Genomic DNA, 21,359 nt, shown 5'->3' on the forward strand with positions numbered 1-21,359 from the left:
TCCTTCTTTAGAGGCGGCGAGCGATTAGTAACTGCTTGGTTGTGATCTTAAAGCAGGTCTTTAATTTGGGAAGATTTATAGCGGTTAGCTTCAATAAAAAACATTGAGCTTTTCTTATACATTCTGCGCTCATAATAAAGTTCTGCCAGAAACTCCAGATGATTCTTATAGTCATTAAACTCGTTTAAAGTAAGGAGATCGGGAATAACGTGTTTCTCAAGCTCTTTGATAAATGAATCCTCTTGAGTGGTTTGGTTGATTTTATTCTTTAACACAAAGAATTTATGCTTATACTTAGTATCGTTTCGATCATTCGCTTCCCGTTCGCCTCTTGATAAATACTCCCACGCTGCTTCATTGTCATCAAGCTGGAAAGACGTCTGTGCTAATAGAAATAACGTACTTACAGGGGATTGCTGTGCTTCCTCTTTAAGTTTTAAAGCGATTAACAGATAGTCAATGGCTGATGAGTACTTCTTCTGACTGGTGTAAATGTACCCTAGGTTATGGTAAATCCTGCCCTCATCAACTGAACTTAAATGTTCTTTTGAGCCTTTTAATAATTTCCGGAATAATCGTTCGGCTACGTTATGAACCCCGAGGAAATTATAGTTAATCGCAAGCATCATGTAACAATCTGTTATTTTGGAGTAAGTAAGCGACTTCTGATATCCTTCTATAGCAAGGTTGGCGTAATAATTAGATTCCACATACATACGGAGGCGCGTATAGGCGAGAGAAAAATGATAGAATAGTTCATTATCATGATTCGGCAGCTTCTCCATCATTTCTTCGGCACAATGAAAATGCTTAACCGCTTCCTTGTACTCCGAATTTAAGAAATAATGTACCCCCAACGTTTTATAGTAGAGAAAACGATATTCATTTGAAGATTGTGAAAGAACCACGCGGAGTTCTTTTGCGATCTTTTGGGAGAGGGGTTTGTTATGTTTAGTCAGCTTGTATCTGGAATGGACGACTTTGTATAGGTTTGACAGCTCAATATTATGATTTTTTTGAAGCAGCTTATGACACTTTTTCTGCAACTTATCCATTAGTTTATAATCTTTTAATTGAACAGCTTCATGCCAATGGATGATTTCTTTATAAATGGTTTCATCAAACTCTTCATTTAAATTTTCCAGTCGAATGTTTAACCGCTCACCTATAAGCCGGTAAATTTCGTCGCTCGCATTCATGGTATTATGTTCAATTTTACTAAGGTAGGAAACGGAACAAATCCCTTCTGCCAGCTCTTCTAATGTCATATCTTTAAATTTTCGATGCTGCTTAATTAATTGACCCTTCACAAATCGTCACCTCTTCATCACCAATGCCTGCTTCAATGGTATTACGTTCATAAGACTATGCTACATTATATCAAAACCTGTATCATTAAGATAACAAATTGGTTATTTTTACATATATTTCTTTAATATTCTTCAGAAGGGGTTCTATGGAAAGGTGACCGCTTGAACAAAGTAAAACGGTTAGAGCATACCACAGCTCTAACCGTTTGTTCACATGTTATAGGGTTTTTAACGCGTCTTCAATTTGGGTATCCCCTGAAATCATTTCAAACGTTTTGTGATAAGCATGCTGATACTGCATACACGTAATCATGGTCTTCGCTACATCAGCACGAGGAACTTCGCCGCGTTCAACTTTTTCTCCGACCTTGATTTTATTTGTACTTTCCTCATCTGTTAAACCACCTGGGCGGACGATCGTATAATCAAGCTCCGTTCCTTTTAAATACTCATCGGCTTCGCGTTTCATATCCAGATAAACCTTAAAGTTGCCAGATGCCTCGCTGGAATCCTCAACATTCATGGCGCTTAGCATAACGAACTTTTTGATGCCGAGGTTTTCAGTATGTTTGACTAAGTTAATGGCTCCGTCCCGATCGACTGCTTTTGTCTGTTCAGGACCTGTGCTTGACCCTGATCCTGCTGCAAAGATAACAGCATCCATACCTTTAACCGCGTGTCCGACATCTTTTGTTAAATCAGCAAGAACCGGAGTTCCTCCTAAATTTTCGATCGTGCTTTTTTGTTCTTCTTTCCGGACCATCCCATAAGGTTCGTGTCCGTCTGCTTTTAAATATTCTATAAGTAAACGACCTGTTTTACCATTCGCTCCTGCAACTAATACTTTCATAACTCACACAAACTCCCTTCAAGTAAGATAACTGTATCCATCTAATATGTATCCGATTCATAATCGTCTTAAACATTAGAGAGAAGGGAAGCATAACTCCTGATAATTGCAGTGGGCGCAGATACGCGGGTTTTCCTGCATTGGAAACTGCTCAATAGGCTTTGGAATATTTTCCTCAGCGTCTATCAGCAGCGAATGCATTTGTTCGAGACTAATCCCGTATAACCGCTGTACATTAACTAAATCCTGTTCCGTTAATTGATGTTCTACGTGAATCCCTTCAAGTAAATACTCGTTTCGGATCACGATATCATCCAGGGACTCAATATTGTGTTTCTGCTGTAAATAAAGCGCGTAAAGAGCCAGTTGATTACGGTCTTCCTCTGAAGACTTCCCGGTTTTCCAATCAACAATCACCCATTTATCTTTTATAACGTCTTTATAGAGTAAATCCATTACAATATAAATTTTAACTCCGCTAACTGTCATATAGCGGAATTTTTCCGACTCCAAAAAGTTCATTTCTTCCTTATTTAGAACATCAGCAAATGAACGACTTGCAAAAAAGTTACTTACCGTTGTGTGAATACGATTTGTTATTTTTTTGATCTTGTGATCTGGCAATTGGGCCGTTTGGCTATAATAGATTTCATGAAGCATCGTATAATGTTTCGGTCGATGCTGCCATAAGTGTTCCTTTCTCGTAGATTCAATAAAGCTTCGGTTCAGCTGATGGCGGATTTCATCTACAACAGCTTCTTCACTTGGAATCTCTTTATTGCTAAGCACACGCTGGATAATTTGATAGATTAAATCGTGAATAACGCTACCGAAATGCATTTCTAAATTCGTGATTTTCTTTAACCGGTAAGCCTGCCTGGCAAGAGTATCAGCGTCATTAAGCCACCCGTTATGGGAAACGTAATAATCATAAGCATATTTGCGTTGGCATGTCAGCATTGTTTTATGCCTGGATAAGGACCATGACATCTCCGGATACTTTCTTACCTCAAACTTCATATATAATCCCCTTACCAATGGTATTCTTTTAAATTGACTTTTCGGTTTATGACGGTCACACCTTCACGCTCAAGCTCCTGCTGCTGATGAAAGGCGGTTTCTTCATCCTTTATAGCAATGAGTCCTTTAGAATTAATGACGCGATGCCACGGGAGGTTATATTTTTGACTCATCGAATGTAGAATACGAGCTACCTGCCTGGCCGCACGAGGATTCCCGGATTCACGGGCAATGCTGCCATACGTCATCACATACCCTTCAGGAATAGTTTGTATAGTATTGATCACTTTTTCAGTAAAGGGAAGCATAGCAAAAACTCCTTTTTCAGCGTTCAGGAGAATAGCCGAACCATAATATAATTTGGTACAATTCAGCTAAATAATATTGAGAACGGAGACCTAAGAATGAGTATACCACGAGCATTAACCATAGCAGGATCTGCTGCCCAGGGAAGTGCAGGCATTCAAGCAGACCTTAAAACATTTCAAGAATTAGACGTTTACGGTATGAGTGCAGTTACAGCCATTGTAGCCAATAATTCCACAACAGAACAAGGGATATTTACTCACCCCCTCCAGGCTATAGAAGCACAAATCCATGCATCCTTTGAGCATGTAGAGCCGCAGGCGTTAAAAACAGGCATGCTTTTCACAGAGAAAATCATCGATCGTACAAGTGAGCTTATCTCTTATTATGGAATCAAAAATGTTGTAGTCGACCCGGTTATGATTGGAAAAATGGGGTCTCAGCTTCTTCAGGATGAGGCAATTGAAGCATTGTCGAAACACCTGCTGCCGACAGCCACAATTATTACACCGAATTTAGAAGAAGCAGCAAGACTATTGAATATCTCTACCCCGGATTCACCCACAGCAATGGAGAGGGCAGCCCGTGAACTGCACCATACAGGAGCCCAATATGTGCTCATTAAGGGAGGATCCTTAAAGGAATATCCTGCAATCGACATCCTTTATGATGGAGAAGAGATGGTCTATCTGGAGTCCGAACGAGTCCCTACGATTCATACGAGTGGAGCCGGTTGTACGTATTCTGCAGCAATTACTGCCGAACTAGCGAAGGGGAATTCAGTGGAAGAATCTGTTCGAACGGCTAAGGAATTTGTAACAGCAGCAATCGAATACGCCCTTTCATTTAACCGGGGAATTGGATCTACAAATCACGCAGCTCACCGAAAATATTATAGGTAGGGGAGGGATCAACTTGAAGAATCGTCACCTGTTTTTAATAGGAAGTGGACCGCCTATGCCGGAAAAACTTGCTGAGAGCTTTGCAAGCCTACTGGAGAAAGGCCCCGTTGTCTTATTGTATAAACCGCGTAAAGATATGAGTATACAGGAATACTCTTCCGTTTTTACAGATCCAATTACTTCCCATTCCCCTGATATTCCTTTTCATTTTATAAGGATAAAGGAATCGTATGAGGCTGACGAAGTAAAAAAACTAAAGTCTGCTGGTGGCTTAATGATAGGTGGGGGAGATACGGTGAAGTATCAGCAATATATTGCTGAATCTGAATTAGCACCCATTATTAGAACCTTATACACAGCTGGAATTCCTATTGCTGGTTTTTCAGCAGGCGCTCTTATTGTACCTGACATGTGTGTTATATCAGCAAAAGACAATGAACAGGAAAGAACGCTTTATAAGAAAGGGCTGGGCCTGGTAAGAATAGAGCCCTGGCGGTTCACTATTTGAGCTGGAGGGAACAAAACCACCTCAGGAAGACCGTAAATGAGCTGAACGTGTCAGTTGGTTACGGAATAGATGAGAGGTCAGGAATTTATTTGGAAAACGAGACAGTAAAGGCCGCAGAGGGGTATGTTTATTTTGAAAATTCTTCTTCTTGAACGTTTGCAGAAAGAAAAGGATGAAATTGATGTCCAAAAAGAAACCATTTAACGAATTAGATGGAAAAACTAAAATGATGGTGATTACGAGCCTGACTTTTTTAGTGTTATTAGGATTATTCTTTCTTCTCGGTGTGTTCTTCCTTGGCATGGTCGGTTTGTTTAAGCTTTTAGGAGTGAGCTATGAGTCGAACCGCTCTCTTGTATTGTTCGGTATGCTCGTGTTTGCAGTAGGATTTTTGTTTGAAGCATTGGCCAAGCTCATCAAAGCCTCCAAAGTAAAAAAAGCAGGACTACAGGCGATTATAGCCGTAGACCTACTTTTTACATGGGTTACGGTTTACATTGTAGATGAAATAATTACAGGGGTTACCATGCACTTTTGGTCGCAGTGGATTTTTGCTTTGTTATTAGTAGCGGTAGACTATGCATTCGATGATCGAAAAATAAAAAGAGAAAAACTCGCTTAGCCTGGATGGGTCTAAGCGAGTTCTTTTAACCGGAAATGCGGTCATATTTATCAATTTGCTTTTGACGCTCTGCATCCCAGCGGTTCTCGGGATGTTCTTTGCATTCAGTAGTACATGCAGCATGCTGTTCGATTTCACAGTCCTCGCAGCATACATACTGACGATTGCAAATTGGGTTGCTGCAGTTGATCATACGATCTTCTGCTTTTCCACAATGTTCACATTCTGCTACTACTTTGTCTTCTACCTGGTTAACTGGTACGGCAATACGTTCGTCAAACACGTACATTTTACCGTCGAAGAGCTCTCCTTTTACTTCTGGATCTTTACCGTAGGTGGTAATGCCGCCTTCCAGCTGGTAAACATCTTCTACGCCATTTTTCTTAAGAATACCAGTCAGTTTTTCACAGCGGATGCCGCCTGTGCAATACGTAAGAACTTTCTTGTCCTTCCACTCATCTGCATTTTCAGCAATCCATTCAGGAAATTCGCGGGAATGATCAACCCCCGGGCGAATAGCATTGCGGAAATGGCCGATCCGATATTCATATTCGTTACGCCCGTCGATGACAATTGTATCTTCATCCTGCAGCATTTCATGAAACTCTTTTGGCTTGAGATGCTTGCCGCCAAACTTCTTCGGGTCGATATCATCATTTTCGATGCTCCAGTTTACAAGCTCTGGCTTCACACGGCAGTGCATTTTTTTGAAAGCGTGGCCATCGTGTTCATCGACTTTAAAGTGAATGTCAGCAAAACGCTCATCTGAACGTACGTAATCCATATATTGTTCAACCTGCTCCACGGTACCCGATACCGTTCCGTTAATCCCTTCTGGGGAAACGATGATACGGCCGCGAAGTCCTAAGTCTTTGCAGTATGTTAAATGGTCTTGGCAATACTCTTCATAATCAGGTAAATCAACGTATTTGTAGTACAACAGAACTCGATAATCTTGTGAGCTCATGGTGATTCCTCCTATATTCATTACTGCTTTATATACAAAAACATAAATGTCCATATTTCATCATATTCGATTTTTTCAAGAATAGCAAATGGCATTTTTTTGAACATCTTTTTTCAAAAGTTAAAAGGGGTTGGAACAAAATTGAATAAAAACATAAAATAATCCGAACGATTTCAATAAAATCGTTCGGATTATTTATACGCCAAGAAAGGATTTCCCCCACCGCTCCGTCAAAGTGCGTCGCATTTTCGTGGACACGGCCTCAGCTTACTTAAAAGGTAAAGAGCACTTTCCTACGGGTGTTTCGGCTCGGGCTGTTCCCATAGGAGTCTTAAGGACTACTTCACGGTGGCACCTAATACATTTTTGAAATGTTCAAGAGCCCATTCATGTCCTGTTTGATTAAAGCTTGCGACGGCGTTTTTATGAACGACCAGCTTATAACCAAGGTTATAAGCTTCAACAGCGGTATGCAGTACGCAAATGTCTGTGCATACTCCGATCAGGTGCAGCTCAGTGATACCTCGTTCCCTTAGTTTCAGGTCTAAACGGGTGCCGGCAAACGCACTGTATCTCGTTTTGTCCATGTGGAGTACATTGGAGTTAGTGTTATTTAATTCGTAAACTTCCTGCAGTTTCCCGTAAATAGTCCTTCCGCGTGTATCTCTAATGTTATGGGGAGGAAAGAGCTTTGCTTCCGGATGGTAAGGATCCTCTTTTTCATGAACATCTACTGCAAAAACTACATACTCTTTCTCATCAATAAAATTCTTTGTTAATCTGACAATATTATCTTCTATACTTTGGCCGGGTTCCCCACACGACAACGCTCCGTCGTCTGCCACAAAATCGTAGGTGTAATCAATCACAATTAATGCTTTTTCCATTTAACGTAAACACCCCTTGTGAACTGTATATACACTTATAGTAACACAAGAGAAGGGATTTAGGCAGAGGGCGCATCTGCGATAGAATGAGGGCTCTTCCTAACGGCTGCCACTAATACGACTCCACACAATATTAATAATCCGCTTGTCACAAAAAATACAGAAGAGAAGCCATACCACCCTGACAGCATTCCGCCTAATGCAGGGCCGATAATATTACCCAGGAACCTTAAGCTTGTATTGTAACCGAGCACCTCTCCCTGCATGGCAATAGGGGCTTCCTGACGAATATAAGCAGTTCTCACTGGAATAATCCCACCGATAGATATGCCTAACAAAAAACGTAAAACGACAAGCTGCCAAATGTTTGTAACAAATGCAGCTGGAAAATACACAATACCTGCCATAAATAAAAGGAATATTAGAATCCTGATGTAGCCTTGCTTATCAGCAATCGTGCCCCAGCGTCTAGCCATCATTAAATTGCCAAGCCCGGCAGCGGAAAAAGCAATACCTGAGAATAAAGCTAAATTCTCAGGTCCGTGAAGGTCTTCTACATAAAGGGAAAGAATCGGCTGGATGCTGAAATGGGCAACTTGAATAAATAGAGAGATTACCATAACGACCAGCAGTACTGGGTTTTTTAAAATATGAGAGAGCACTTCTTTTGATGTATAGCTGGACTTCTCAGCTTCCTCTTCTTCAATTTTCTGTTCCTGGATTCCAAAAAAGACAATAAAAGCAGAGATAAATACAAAAATTGAAACAAACTGAAAGGTTAGCCCGTACCCGATGGCATCAGCAATAACCCCTCCGATCATTGGTCCGAGAAGGGTTCCTGTAATACTTCCGGTCTGAAGCGTACCAAGGACTTTCCCGGCTATGTGTTTAGGAGTCTGCGTCGCAATTAAAGCTTGAGACATTGGAATGAACCCCGTGAAAATCCCCATAAAAAAACGCAGGAAAAAAAGTTCCCATACTGAATCAGCCAACCCCATCAGCAGTACGGATAAAGCTAACCCAGTAGAGGAAATAATCAATATCTTTCTTCTGCCATATCGATCTCCGACTTTTCCCCAAATCGGAGAGAAAATAAAAGCTGTGACAAAAGTAATTCCGAAAATCCACCCGGACCACGTTTGAACATAGGAACTGGAAAAGTCACCAAGGTCATCTATATATAAGGATAAAAAAGGCAGTACCATCGTGATGCTGCCCGCAATAAAAAAGTTTGCGAACCACATGATCCAAACATTTCGTTTAGCTCTTTGTTCTTGTGTAAGGATAAGTATCCCTTCTTCCTCAAATGTTTCGCCACACTAAATATTTATACCATAACAGCCCTTTATTATAAAGGAAATAAACTGGAGTAAATCTTATAATTCAGGGAATCTATAAATAATAAAAAATTTCCATTTATAAAACGCTTGCAAAACTTGTATATACAAATTATAATCATAACTGAATTTTGTATAGACAAGTCACTCAGGAACATGGAAGCGTTTAAGTAGACTATCATGTTTAGGAAGCTTTCTGGATATAAAGAGAAACGAGTGGAGGTGGTTAAGCAGGTCAAGGGTTGAGGTTATTGACTTTAAGGAAGTGCTGGAGCCTGTTTTTTGCGGAAAAATGACGGGTGAAGGACTGGCATTTGAGCCGTCGGCCGCATGTGCCGCTGTACTTATGGAAGTCCCAAGGAATAATTAGAGGAGGGAAGACTATGAATCACAAAAAACAAGCCGAGTTAATTTTAGAGGCAATTGGCGGCAAAGAAAATATCAATGCTGCAACTCACTGTGTAACACGACTACGGTTAGCATTGAACGATGAAGGGATCGTGGATGATCAAAAATTAAATGATATAGAAGCGGTCAAAGGATCTTTTTCCACAAATGGACAGTTTCAAATTGTGATCGGACAAGGAACTGTAGATAAAGTATATAAGGAATTAGTAGCCATTGCGGGGATTGGAGAGTCTTCTAAAGAGGAAGTAAAAGAAGCCTCTGCTAAAAAAATGAACCCGCTGCAACGAGGCATAAAAACGTTAGCTGACATTTTTATTCCAATATTACCTGCCATCGTTACAGCTGGTTTATTATTAGGTATTAACAACATTTTAACGGGACCGGGAATCTTCTTTGATGAAGAATCCATTATTGATGTTTACCCTCAGTGGGAAGGTATAGCCAATATGATCTTCATTATTGCCAATACCGCCTTTGCATTTCTTCCCGGGTTAATTGGCTGGTCAGCAGTTAAGCGTTTTGGTGGTAATCCGCTTCTTGGTATAGTGCTGGGTCTTGCTCTAGTTCACCCTGAACTCTTAAGTGCCTGGGAGTATGGTTCAGCCGTTGAAGAAGGCTCCGTCCCAGTTTGGAACTTATTTGGATGGGAAATTGATAAGATCGGCTATCAAGGTCAGGTGTTACCTGTCCTCGTCGCTGCCTGGGTGATGACGAAGATTGAACTCTTTATGCAGAAGCGTACCCCTGATGCCATTCAGCTCTTAGTCGTCGCTCCTGTAGCACTGCTTGTCACTGGTTTCCTAACGTTTATTCTAATTGGACCTGTCACCTTTGCAATTGGTAACTTTATAACAGATGGCTTAGTCGGTATCTTTGAGGCAGCTTCAGCTCTTGGAGGCTTCATTTACGGCGGTTTGTATGGAGTTATGGTTATTACAGGTATGCACCATACGTTCCTGGCTGTAGATATTCAGTTAATCGGAAGTACTGAAACAACTTTCTTATGGCCAATGCTGGCGTTATCAAATATTGCACAAGGTTCAGCCGCGTTTGCCATTATGCTTGCTTCACGTGATGAAAAGCTTAAAGGGCTGGGGCTGTCCTCTGGTATATCTGCCTGGTTAGGTGTAACGGAACCGGCATTATTCGGTGTGAACCTGCGATTTAAATATCCATTTGTAATTGCAATCTCTTCCTCAGCGATCGCCGGACTGTACATTTCCTCTCAAGGCGTACTGGCTAACTCAATTGGAGTCGGCGGTGTACCTGGAATATTTTCTATTGTAACGCAGTATTGGTTTGACTTTATTATTGGTATGGTTATCGTTATTGTTGTTCCAATTATAGCGACTTACCTTTATGCCAAACGTAAACGTGATGTATAAAGACTGATTAGAAATGGAGGAAGCTCATATGACCGCACAACCATGGTGGAAAAAAGCTGTCGTTTATCAGATTTATCCAAAAAGCTTTAATGATACAACAGGAAATGGTGTGGGCGACATCCAGGGTATCATTGAAAAATTAGATTATTTAAATACACTCGGGGTCGATGTGCTGTGGCTGACCCCGATGTATAAATCCCCTCAGAACGACAACGGGTATGACATTAGCGACTACTACGACATTCATGATGAATATGGAACGATGCAGGATTTCGAACGGCTTCTAGAAGAAACGCACAAGCGCGGAATGAAGTTGATTATGGATATTGTAATCAACCATACTTCTACAGAACATGAATGGTTCCAGGAATCAAGGAAATCAAAAGACAACCCTTACCGCGACTACTATATCTGGAAAGACCCTGTTAATGGAGGCCCTCCAAGCAACTGGCAGTCCAAGTTCGGAGGTAATGCCTGGGAGTATGATGAGAAAACAGACCAGTATTATTTACACTTATTCGATGTTACTCAAGCAGATCTCAATTGGGAAAATAAAGAAGTAAGAGAGAAGCTTTACGAAATGATGCGGTTCTGGGGAGAGAAAGGAGTAGACGGCTTCCGCCTGGATGTGATTAACCTTATCTCCAAGGATCAGGACTTTCCTGACGATGATGGTGCTGTGGCGCCGGGAGACGGACGTAAATTTTATACGGACGGACCCAAAGTTCATGATTATATGCAGGAGATGAATCGGGAAGTCTTCACTCCTTATGACTTAATGACGGTAGGGGAGATGTCATCTACAACCATCGAGCATTGTATCCGCTATACGGCTCCTGAACGTAATGAATTGAGCATGACTTTCAATTTTCATCATCTGAAAGTGGACTACCCCAATGGCGAAAAGTGGACAAAAGCGCCATTTGATTTTCAGGAACTCAAACAAATCCTATCAACGTGGCAGGAGAGAATGCATGAAGGAAGCGGATGGAATGCTTTGTTCTGGTGCAACCACGACCAGCCTCGTGTATTATCTAGGTTTGGGGATGATGAGAACTACCCTGAAGAATCAGGGAAAATGCTTGCCACTACCATTCATATGATGCAGGGGACTCCGTATATTTACCAGGGTGAAGAGTTCGGTATGACGAATCCTAAGTTTGAATCCATTTCTCAGTATCGGGACGTTGAATCTCTGAATGCCTTTCAGATAATGAAGGAAAAAGGTATGACTGAAGAGGAGATTATTGATATTTTAAAACAGAAGTCGCGCGATAATTCACGTACACCTGTCCAGTGGAGCGATGAGGAACAAGCCGGGTTTACAACGGGTATTCCATGGATCCCTGTTGCAAGCAACTACCCAGAAGTAAATGCGGAGAAAGTCATGAACGAGGAAAATTCAATTTTTACCCATTATCAGAAGCTGAATAGACTGCGTAAAACGCATGATATTATTACTCATGGAAACTACAAGTGGGTGGATCAAAGCGACGAGCGCGTCTTCGCTTATACAAGGGAATGGAACGGAGAAGCCCTGCTTGTCGTGAACAACTTCTACGGAGAAGAAACCACCTTTACTCTTCCTTCAGAAGTTGAGTTTCAAGGAGAGCCCGAAATTCTTATTAGTAACTACGATCAGCCAGAAGCCAATTATCAGAAACTGAACCTGCGGCCTTACGAATCCATCGTTTACCATTTTCACACAAAGTGATAGGATAGTAGCGGTGATAAAACAATGAAAAATAAATATCTCGTCATTTATAATGATTTAGTGCAAATGATACAGCAGGGAGAGTTCATAGCAGGAGACACATTGCCTTCTGAGCATGATCTCTCCCAGCAATTTTCTACATCAAGAGAAACCATCCGTAAATCCCTGAACCTTCTTTCGCAGAACGGCTATATTCAAAAAGTTCAGGGAAAAGGATCGGTAGTCTTAGATCAAAATAAATTTGAGTTCCCAGTTTCCGGCTTGACAAGCTTTAAAGAGCTTTCTGATCAGCTTGGTCAGGACTTTAAAACCCATGTCCATGAAGTGTTCGTTGAAACAGCGGATAACCAGCTGCGCTCCCGTTTGAACTGTGAAAGCAAAGTGAAGATATGGAAAATATCAAGGTCCAGGGAAATCAATGGTGAGCGGGTCATATTAGATAAAGATTTCATCCGCGAAGATATTGTTCCTAATTTAACGAAGTCGATTGCCAAGCATTCGATCTATGATTATATAGAGAATGAATTAGGGTTAGAAATCAGCTTTGCTAAAAAAGAAATTGTCGTTGAGCAGGTAACGGAGGAAGATCAGAAGTATTTAGATGTGGCCGAACATTCTCAAGTTGTCGTTATTCGAAGCTACGTCTATCTGGCTGACGCTACACTGTTTCAATTCACTGAATCAAGACACCGTCCGGATAAATTCCAATTTGTTGATTTCGCAAGACGAACTAAATAAAGCGCCTATGATTATTGATCATAGGCTTTTTGTATACAATAAGAGAATGGATATAAGTAGGGGAATTCAAGTGAACCTGTTACACTAGGGAAAAGAAATCAACAAGAGGTGGGACAGTATGTTTGTCATTGGAGCAACACAAAAACTGACGAAAGAATTAAACAAAGAATTAGAAGCAACCGAAGAATATGAAGATATAGCTGCGATTAATAAATGGCATGGCAATCTGATAACGATTAACCGAAGAAAATGTTTAATCCTTATGAACAATCAAACAGGTATTAATTTAATTTTATTCGGGCTGAGAAAACCTCAGTTTGAGAACTTGCATAATGTCATTAAAGGGTCACTTAAACAATTGCTGCAGCTTATAAAGGTCGAAGATGAAATCATTAATCAAATATTATCAGAAGCAGATCCTCTGGTTTATACGAAAACAGATAACCAGCAGATCCTTGGTATGATGAATCAAGTCCAATTATTAGTGGAAGAAGCAGCAGAAGGATTGAAATATGAAGAAATTGATGCGGCTGAAATCAATTATATCAGCAATGCTGAGCTTTTATTTAATCCAATAGGTAAGCCGCCTGTAGAGGCTCTTCGTGAATACTTTAAATAAAAGTTGGGACAAAACTGAATAAAGCATAAAAAATCCGAACGATTTTGTTGAAATCAGTTCGGATTTTTTATGTGCCCTGAAAGAATTCTTTATTATCATTTTATTGTTCGTTTTTAACATCTTTGCTTTACTTATTTTCCCACCTCTGTTTAATAGGTTTTGTGTAAACGGTAATGATAGAAGTAGTCTCCATTGGTTTACAATATTACCCTAAGGGGTATATAATCAAAGTATAAATTAATGCGGAGGGATCAAAAATGTTTTTTAAATCATATTTTGATGAAAACTTAGCACAAATGTCTTATCTTGTTGGATGTCAAAAGACAGGAGAAGCCCTGGTAATTGATCCTGCGAGAGACGTTACACCCTATTTAACAACTGCTGAAAAAGAAGGACTTAACATTACAAGTATTGCTGAAACTCATATTCATGCCGACTATTTATCCGGTTCAAGAGAGCTCGCTTCTCGGACAGCAGCAAAGCTGTATTTATCTGATGAAGGAAATAACGATTGGAAATATGGTTTCGCGGAAAATCATAATCATCAATTCCTGAAAGATGGGGAGCAGTTCTATGTAGGTAATGTGAAACTTGAAGTAATCCACACACCAGGGCATACGCCAGAAAGTCTGTCTTTTCTTTTAACAGATGAGGGTGGAGGATCGGATATCCCTATGGGTATATTTACTGGGGATTTTGTATTCGTCGGAGACGTGGGGAGGCCAGACTTGCTAGAGAAGGCTGCGGGTGAGGCCGGCACTGCGGAAGCGGGCGCTAAAGATATGTTTCAATCCCTGCAGCGATTTAAAGAACTGCCTGAGTATGTGCAAGTGTGGCCCGGTCACGGAGCTGGAAGTGCCTGTGGTAAATCACTGGGAGCAGTTCCAAGCTCAACTGTCGGATATGAAAAAGTAAACAATTGGGCATTAAACCACGACCAAGAAGCCCCATTTACTAGAGAACTCTTGGAAGGCCAGCCTGAATCACCCAATTATTTTGCCATGATGAAAAAATTAAATAAAGAAGGTCCCGCACTATTAAAAAATCAGGCTGTGGGCGAAATAGAGATAGAGAAAGTAAGAGAAGAAGTTCAACGAGGAAGTGCCGTAATTGATACACGCTCCAAAGAAGATTTTGCCCAAGGGCATCTGCCGGGAACAATAAACATTCCATTTAATAAAGCATTTGCCAATTGGGCTGGGTGGCTGATCAGTTATGACCAGGACATTATTATCATTAGCGATGAGTCGCACGTGGATGATATTCAACAAGCGTTACAATCCATCGGCCTTGATCAACTGACAGGTTATGTAAGGAAAGAAGCTGTTGCTCAGAAGGAAGATCTAGAAGCGTATGTAAGCATAACAGCCGATCAGTTAAATGAGAAATTTAAAGATCATGAAGACTATATTATCATTGATGTCCGGACTCAATCAGAATGGGATAAAGAGCATATGGAAGACGCAATTCACGTGATGGTGGGAACGCTCCCTGACCGCCTGGATGAGATACCAGAAGGCAAAACGCCGATTGTTCACTGTCAATCAGGAGTGCGTTCAGCTATCGCCACTAGCGTTTTACAGGCAAATGGCTATAAAGATGTCCTCAATTTAGAGGGTGGTTTTAGTGCCTGGAAAGAATACGGTGGAAAAACAGCATAAAATAAAAGAGAAGAATCGTCGTCCAGCAGCTGGATGACGATGTTTTTTTGCAAAAAAAGATCCTTACCACAAGGGCAAGGATAAAGAAATTTATAGGTATAGGATTAGGGGAGGTGTTAATTAAAACACGCAATAAGTAAAACTAAAAACTAATAAATACTAAACTAAAACTTAAGCTTCGATAACTAAGGGCCTTGGATGTTGATCTTCAGTAGTATCATAAACAACTGGTGCTGCAGCTGAGGCTAGCAACGTAGCTAAAGCTACTACAGCAAGAACTTTCTTCATAAGAGTATCCCTCCTAGTTGAGAATGTTTATTTAACAATTGAATTGCTAACCTAAGGTAAGATGAAGCTTTTTTATACATTCTCTGCTTCTCAAGTAAATCAGCAAGAAACATAGAATAACGCGTAATGTATATATGATCCTTTCGTTCTTGAAAATATGGAATCACTTCTGTTTCCAAAAATTCACTCAAAAGGGGATCATTGTTTATAACTTTCTTATAAAATGAAAAATGATAAGCATAAGGTTTTGAAGGAAAGGTTTCCAATTTCTTTTCACCAAAGCTCACCCAGTTCATGCATCCTTTTATGTCACCTAGTTTATAGTGCTCCATTATTAAACTATGAATTGTATTTAGCAGTTCCATATAATCGAAAGAAGAGGTGGATTCTTTATTATAATCTAAGCTTTTCTTAAAGTTAGAAATAGCTGCTTGGTGATTTTCTAATCTAGCTTCTAAGGTACCGATATTAATATAAACTAACCTTAATTGCACAGTGTCGTCCGTTTGAATAGCTATCTTTCTAGCTAAGTGATAGTTTTCTAAAGACTTAGGATAATTTTTTAAACGACTATAATTAATTCCTTGCACTATATGGCAATCAGCACTTTTAGATAAATCATATTGAGATTTATACATTTCCAAAGCTTGATCAGCATAAAAAATAGAGGCGGATACGTGAAATGCCTGACTTGTACTTAAAGCCAATAGATAATAAAGATCACTTGCTTCCCAGCTTTCAATATCAATAGAAAGACTGTAATTTTTAGCGTCCATTAATTCTTGAAATGAATCATTAAAATTCCCTTTATAATATTTAACTAGACCAGCGATCAAGTGGTAGTAAAATTTCATTTCATCATCAAGAGTATCTCTGTGTTGCTTTAAATTTTCCCAAGTTTTATAAGCCTCCGCTATCTCATTTTCTAGAAAAAGATAGCGAATGCGGAATAACTCAAAGAAGATATACAATTGATGGTTTTCCAGCGTGTTTCTCTGCTTGATTAGCTCATTCCGTATTTTTTTAGCCTCATCTTTACGTTTAAATACTATAGCCTCGTACCAAACTTTTAACTTTTCTTTGGTAGGATGATCAATAGTAGATTCGTTAAAATCTATTCCAAGCCTCTCGTAAAGCATTTCGAGTACTTCAATAGCTGGAACCGTCTGATCGTTTTCGATCTTCGAAAGATAGGCTGCCGAAATGATGCCGTCAGCAAGCTGGTTCTGGGTTAAACCTTGTTTAACCCGATGAAATCGAAGCGCTTTACCATATTCCATTTTCCACACACCTAGTTGATCAACTGTGGATTTGAAAGAATGCTGTCTTTCAAATCTATTTTCAGAATACACGTTCGATGAAAATATTTCAACTATATTTGGAGGTTTCCCAAGTCGGTCTTTTTTCATAGCTTAAGAGGGGTTAAAAAGGACCAACTTTCACAGATTGCTTTTTCAATATTTATGTTTAATTTTTGGAAATTGATAAACAATATCTAAGTATTTACACTAATATCCAAATTTGTCGTTAAAGAGGTATGAGTAAACACCCTGTTAAAAGGGTATAAATGGTATAGGGAAGATTATGACTGTAATAAGTAAAAAAGGAGGAAGAAGATTGGGGTATAATGTCACGCAAAAGTTAATTAAAGATCATTTAGTTAAAGGAGAAATGACTCCAGGTGCGGAAATTGGATTGAAAATTGATCAGACCCTGACCCAGGATGCGACAGGTACTATGGTCATGCTTGAACTTGAAGCCATGGGAATTGATCGTGCAAAAACAGAGGCTTCTGCCCAATATGTGGACCATAATCTAATACAGGAAGACAGTAAAAATCCTGATGATCACTTGTTCCTTGAAAGTGCTGCAAAACGCTTCGGACTTTATTTCAGCCGTCCGGGGAATGGTGTCAGTCATCCTGTGCACATGCAGAGGCTTGCTAAGCCGGGACAGACCCTGCTGGGGTCAGATAGTCATACTTGTGCCAACGGCTGCATGGGGATGCTTGCGATGGGAGCAGGTGGAATTGATGTAGCTATGGCGATTGCCGGGGAACCATTCTATGTAAAAATGCCTAAAATATGGGGCGTTAAGGTGACTGGTGAATTCCCGGAATGGGTAAGTGCTAAGGATGCTATTTTGGAAATGCTTCGACGCCATGGGGTAAAAGGCGGAGTTAATCATATCTTTGAATATTATGGACCAGGAATAAAAAATTTATCGGCTATGGACCGACATGTTATTGCTAATATGGGGGCGGAGCTTGGTGCAACAGCGACCGTTTTTCCATCCGATGAAGAGACTAAAAAATACATGAAGCTTCAAGGCAGGGAAGATGAATGGAAAGAGTTAATTGCTGATAACGATGCTTCTTATGATCGTCATGATGAAATCGATTTATCTTCTCTAGAGCCGATGATTGCTAAACCGTCCAGCCCGGGCAATGTTGTCCCGGTGAAAGAGATTGAAGGAGAAAACATTTACCAATCTTATATAGGTTCATCAGCCAATCCTGGCTATCGTGATTTCGCGGTGGCTTCGAAAATTGTGGAAGGACGCCACATTGCTTCTGGTTTATCGTTTGATTTAAACCCGACATCCAGACAAATGTTAATCGACCTTTCTGAGCAAGGCCATATCGCTAACTTTCTTCAAGCTGGAGCCCGTCTCCATCAGGCTGGATGTAATGGGTGTATTGGCATGGGACAGGCACCGGCTTCGGGAAGAAACAGTTTACGTACTACTCCACGTAATTTTCCGGGGCGGTCAGGAACTAAAGAGGACAGCGTCTTTTTATGCAGTCCGGAAACAGCTGCCGTGTCTGCCCTGACAGGTAAAATTACCGATCCTCGCAATGCGGGATTTGATTTCCCGAAGGTTGAGGAGCTTGAACAGCCTACAATTGACACTGACTTGCTGGATGCACCTCTGCCAAAAGAAGAAGCAGAAAAAGTAGAGCTGGTGAAAGGGCCTAATATTGCTTCTATCCCTAAGATGGATGAGCTTCCTGAGGAAATGGAGCTTCCAGTGTTGTTAAAAGTCGGTGACGATATTTCCACGGATGAGATACTGGCTGGCGGTGCAAGAGTACTTCCGTACCGAAGCAATCTCCCCGAAATCAGTAAGTTTACGTTCGAGATTGTTGACGATACGTATTATGATCGAGCGATGGAACAGAAGGAAAAAGGCGGGCACGTCATTATCGGTGGAACAAACTATGGACAAGGGTCAAGCCGTGAGCATGCAGCTTTAGCCCCAAGGTATATGGGACTGCGCGTGGCGATTGTTAAGGATTTTGCGAGAATTCACTGGCAGAATCTCGTGAACTTTGGAATACTGCCGTTGACTTTTTCAAATGATAAAGATTATGAAAAAGTAGAGCAGGGAGATACTTTAGTTTTTAAGGAACTCCGAAAAAATATTAAACGAGATGGCGGATTTGAAGTAGAATTGAAAGGAAAAAATGAAACGATACAATTAGAGCATGCTCTTTCTCCGAGACAACTCGAAATGATGGAAAAGGGTGGATTAATTAACTGGTTAAAAGACCGGTTGGATGCGTAATATAAAACTAACCCTGCGCTCATTCCATATCAGCGCAGGGTTAGTTTTATTCTTCAGACGTCTGAAGCGGCGTTAAGCGAGCTTCGATATCTTCTCTTTGATCTTCTAAGAATGGAGGAAGGGCAAGGCTTTCACCTAAATGTTCGACCTCTTCATCCGTAGCAAAACCTGGTCCATCCGTAGCCAGTTCAAATAGGATGTGATTCGGTTCTCTGAAATAAAGCGATTTAAAGTAAAAACGGTCGACAAGCCCAGAGTTTGGGAAACCAGCTTTCTGTATACGTTCGTGCCATTGTTTCAGTTCTTCTTCATCTTCCACCCTGAACGCTACGTGGTGGACGCTCCCTCGTCCAGGTTTTTCCCGTGATAAGTCTGTCCTTTCCTCAATATGAACTTCCGCTCCTGTTCCACCTTCTCCGGTTTCAAGGACCAATTTGCTGTTAACTATTCCAACTTCTTTAAACCCTAGAATATCTACGAGAACCTGCTTTGTAGGGACGGTGTTTGCCACGGTTAAATGCACCGGACCGAGCCCGGTAATTCCTCTTTCTTCAGGAATGCCGCTTTTATCCCAGGGGATACCCGCTTTAACTCCCACGTTGTTCTCATCAGAAACGAGGTTTAGTCGTTGTCCTTCTGGATCTCTAAATGGCAGGATCTTTCGGTTTTCCCATTCCTCAATAGGATCTTGATCGACTTTAAATTGTTTAAAACGCTCCTGCCAGAAACGAAGTGCTTGATCATTCTTGACGCGTAGTGAAGTAGTAGAAATACTATGGGTACCGGGGTACGTCTGCCCTGCGCGTGGGATTTCAAAGAAAGTTAAATCTGTGCCGGGACTTCCTTTTTCATCTGCGTAAAAAAGGTGGTACATAGAGGTATCATCCTGATTAACTGTTTTTTTAACTAAACGCATGCCTAGTACGTTTGTATAAAAGTCATAATTTCGTTTTGCATCAGCGGTTATTGCGGAGACGTGATGAATTCCTTTTATTTGCATCGTTACTCCTCCTCAGTATATGAAATCAACAATCTCGATTTCAAGATAATAATAACCAATTTCTGAGTAATTGTCAATTTTAAGGAATAAAAAAAGCGAACCTTTAGAGTTCGCTTTGAGATCTGGAATTCAGTTGCGCGTCATTAATTTATCACTTGAAGTCATGAAGCTTATGATAATAGGTTTAAAGTTATTGTAAGAAAAAGTGGTTCAGGCGGAATTCCTCGTCCTGATTGCACTTTGATATTTATTATAGAATGATTTCGTGTATCTTCAAGAAACCTAAAAAATGAATAGGAAAGAATCAGCCGATATTATAGCAATAACCACTTGCAGGCAAATTTTATAGGTTTGCTTTTTTACTCCGCTCTTCTTTTTCATTCTCTCTCTGCTGGATTTCTTTTTTAATCCATTTAATAAAATCATCATCTAAATCCAGTTCTACCGCTCTTCGATAAGTAATTAAAAGAATTCGAAGAGGGAGATGCTCTAGGTTCATTGGGAAGTCCCCCTTGCTCTAAGTTAGTAATTCAGTCGAAACGGTGGCCACACCGATTAATTTATTGACATCATTATATATAGGCTGAGCGAAAACATCATAAGTTATAACTCCATCAGACAATGGAAATGTAACATACTCGCGGACGGGAAGTTTTGTCTCAATAACCTTGCGTTTAATGGCCATTAAAGCTTTTGTGCCATCGTTATCATCAAGTTCAACGTCGGTTTTTCCAATGACCCGATCACTATTGAAATCAGGGTGAGGGTTAAACATCCAGGTATATCGTAAGTCTAAGTCGCAATGAGCGACGACTATCGGGGAATTCCTTAGTGCAAGTGTGAATGGTTCGCTAAGATGTTCAGAGAAAAATAGAAAGGTATTTATGTTTAAAAAGCTGGCAATTTGTGAGGCAACTGCCATGCTTGGATTCCTCGTTCCACTTTCGATTTGCGCATAATAGGCACGATCAATATGAGCGCCCTCTGCGATTTGCTGTTGAGTCAGTTTCTTTTCTTTTCTAAGTTGTATGAGCCATTCTCTCACTATTTATCACACCCAATATGTCTATTGTCCTACATAATATATTCGCAGTCCTGCCCTTAGTATCCTTGTGGCAGTTTGCAACAAAAATAAGTCCATGATTTTATATTCCCTTTTGCAAAAAAAATACTCATGATTAATTCCTGTTATAATAGGGTTTGTCCGACTTTTAATGATATACATAATCGTTTGCTGCTAATCAACAGTTGGTATTTCTGCTATGCTTAT

At 40.4% G+C, this 21,359-nt stretch carries 20 protein-coding genes; 9 read left to right on the forward strand and 11 right to left on the reverse strand.

Going from position 1 to position 21,359, the window contains the following annotated elements; translation table 11 throughout:
* Window positions 1–47 precede the first annotated feature (47 nt).
* From C1A12_RS02285 to C1A12_RS02300, 4 genes are all read right to left on the reverse strand, one after another.
* A complete protein-coding gene (locus C1A12_RS02285; protein ID WP_101842230.1) occupies window positions 48–1,310 on the reverse strand; it encodes a helix-turn-helix domain-containing protein in 1,263 nt (420 codons plus the stop codon).
* Between the two features lie 217 nt (window positions 1,311–1,527).
* A complete protein-coding gene (locus C1A12_RS02290) occupies window positions 1,528–2,160 on the reverse strand; it encodes an SDR family oxidoreductase (protein WP_101842231.1) in 633 nt (210 codons plus the stop codon).
* 75 nt (window positions 2,161–2,235) lie between these two features.
* Window positions 2,236–3,180, reverse strand: coding sequence for a PD-(D/E)XK nuclease family protein (locus C1A12_RS02295; RefSeq protein ID WP_101842232.1), 945 nt, complete (start codon window positions 3,178–3,180; stop codon window positions 2,236–2,238).
* An 11-nt stretch (window positions 3,181–3,191) separates the two neighbouring features.
* A complete protein-coding gene (locus tag C1A12_RS02300; protein ID WP_101842233.1) occupies window positions 3,192–3,488 on the reverse strand; it encodes an MGMT family protein in 297 nt (98 codons plus the stop codon).
* 96 nt (window positions 3,489–3,584) lie between these two features.
* On the opposite strand from C1A12_RS02300, the gene thiD reads away from it, so the two are divergent.
* The 3 genes from thiD (at window position 3,585) to C1A12_RS02315 (ending at window position 5,518) form a co-directional block, all read left to right on the forward strand.
* On the forward strand, window positions 3,585–4,388 hold the full coding sequence (gene thiD / locus C1A12_RS02305; RefSeq protein WP_101842234.1) for a bifunctional hydroxymethylpyrimidine kinase/phosphomethylpyrimidine kinase: 804 nt from the start codon (window positions 3,585–3,587) through the stop codon (window positions 4,386–4,388).
* 13 nt (window positions 4,389–4,401) lie between these two features.
* Window positions 4,402–4,896, forward strand: a complete 495-nt coding sequence (locus tag C1A12_RS02310; RefSeq protein ID WP_101842235.1) for a Type 1 glutamine amidotransferase-like domain-containing protein — start codon at window positions 4,402–4,404, stop codon at window positions 4,894–4,896.
* Window positions 4,897–5,077: 181 nt separating this feature from the next.
* Window positions 5,078–5,518, forward strand: coding sequence for a YrvL family regulatory protein (locus C1A12_RS02315; protein WP_159462123.1), 441 nt, complete (start codon window positions 5,078–5,080; stop codon window positions 5,516–5,518).
* A gap of 25 nt (window positions 5,519–5,543) precedes the next feature.
* On the opposite strand, the gene C1A12_RS02320 is transcribed toward C1A12_RS02315, so the two are convergent.
* From C1A12_RS02320 to C1A12_RS02330, 3 genes are all read right to left on the reverse strand, one after another.
* Window positions 5,544–6,485: a rhodanese-related sulfurtransferase gene (locus C1A12_RS02320; protein WP_101842237.1), complete on the reverse strand. Its 942-nt coding sequence runs from the start codon at window positions 6,483–6,485 to the stop codon at window positions 5,544–5,546.
* A gap of 338 nt (window positions 6,486–6,823) precedes the next feature.
* Window positions 6,824–7,372 (reverse strand): cysteine hydrolase family protein, encoded by a 549-nt coding sequence (locus C1A12_RS02325; RefSeq protein ID WP_101842238.1) that lies wholly within the window; start codon window positions 7,370–7,372, stop codon window positions 6,824–6,826.
* A gap of 59 nt (window positions 7,373–7,431) precedes the next feature.
* Complete coding sequence (locus C1A12_RS02330; RefSeq protein WP_101842239.1) at window positions 7,432–8,616, reverse strand: MFS transporter; 1,185 nt, start codon at window positions 8,614–8,616, stop codon at window positions 7,432–7,434.
* Window positions 8,617–9,092: 476 nt separating this feature from the next.
* Between C1A12_RS02330 and treP the strand changes: the two genes are divergently transcribed.
* The 5 genes from treP to C1A12_RS02355 all read left to right on the forward strand — a co-directional run bounded on the left by treP (window position 9,093) and on the right by C1A12_RS02355 (window position 15,234).
* Window positions 9,093–10,502, forward strand: coding sequence for a PTS system trehalose-specific EIIBC component (gene treP, locus C1A12_RS02335; protein WP_101842240.1), 1,410 nt, complete (start codon window positions 9,093–9,095; stop codon window positions 10,500–10,502).
* 28 nt (window positions 10,503–10,530) lie between these two features.
* Window positions 10,531–12,216, forward strand: coding sequence for an alpha,alpha-phosphotrehalase (gene treC, locus C1A12_RS02340; protein WP_101842241.1), 1,686 nt, complete (start codon window positions 10,531–10,533; stop codon window positions 12,214–12,216).
* A 24-nt stretch (window positions 12,217–12,240) separates the two neighbouring features.
* Complete coding sequence (gene treR / locus C1A12_RS02345) at window positions 12,241–12,954, forward strand: trehalose operon repressor (RefSeq protein WP_101842242.1); 714 nt, start codon at window positions 12,241–12,243, stop codon at window positions 12,952–12,954.
* Between the two features lie 118 nt (window positions 12,955–13,072).
* A complete protein-coding gene (locus C1A12_RS02350; protein ID WP_101842243.1) occupies window positions 13,073–13,573 on the forward strand; it encodes a hypothetical protein in 501 nt (166 codons plus the stop codon).
* Between the two features lie 257 nt (window positions 13,574–13,830).
* Window positions 13,831–15,234, forward strand: coding sequence for a rhodanese-like domain-containing protein (locus C1A12_RS02355; RefSeq protein ID WP_101842244.1), 1,404 nt, complete (start codon window positions 13,831–13,833; stop codon window positions 15,232–15,234).
* Between the two features lie 284 nt (window positions 15,235–15,518).
* Here the strand turns inward: C1A12_RS02355 and C1A12_RS02360 are convergent, their stop codons facing one another.
* Window positions 15,519–16,802, reverse strand: a complete 1,284-nt coding sequence (locus C1A12_RS02360; RefSeq protein WP_101842245.1) for a helix-turn-helix transcriptional regulator — start codon at window positions 16,800–16,802, stop codon at window positions 15,519–15,521.
* Between the two features lie 337 nt (window positions 16,803–17,139).
* On the opposite strand from C1A12_RS02360, the gene C1A12_RS02365 reads away from it, so the two are divergent.
* Entirely contained in the window at window positions 17,140–19,089 is a 1,950-nt protein-coding gene (locus C1A12_RS02365; RefSeq protein ID WP_101842246.1) for an aconitate hydratase, read from the forward strand.
* A 46-nt stretch (window positions 19,090–19,135) separates the two neighbouring features.
* Here the strand turns inward: C1A12_RS02365 and C1A12_RS02370 are convergent, their stop codons facing one another.
* The 3 genes from C1A12_RS02370 to C1A12_RS02380 form a co-directional block, all read right to left on the reverse strand.
* Window positions 19,136–20,089: a ring-cleaving dioxygenase gene (locus tag C1A12_RS02370; RefSeq protein WP_101842247.1), complete on the reverse strand. Its 954-nt coding sequence runs from the start codon at window positions 20,087–20,089 to the stop codon at window positions 19,136–19,138.
* 343 nt (window positions 20,090–20,432) lie between these two features.
* On the reverse strand, window positions 20,433–20,588 hold the full coding sequence (gene sda / locus C1A12_RS02375) for a sporulation histidine kinase inhibitor Sda (protein ID WP_101842248.1): 156 nt from the start codon (window positions 20,586–20,588) through the stop codon (window positions 20,433–20,435).
* Between the two features lie 18 nt (window positions 20,589–20,606).
* Entirely contained in the window at window positions 20,607–21,134 is a 528-nt protein-coding gene (locus C1A12_RS02380) for a helix-turn-helix domain-containing protein (protein ID WP_101842249.1), read from the reverse strand.
* Window positions 21,135–21,359: the final 225 nt, after the last annotated feature.

The organism is Halobacillus sp. Marseille-P3879, from assembly GCF_900240285.1.
Lineage (GTDB): Bacteria > Bacillota > Bacilli > Bacillales > Halobacillaceae > Halobacillus_A.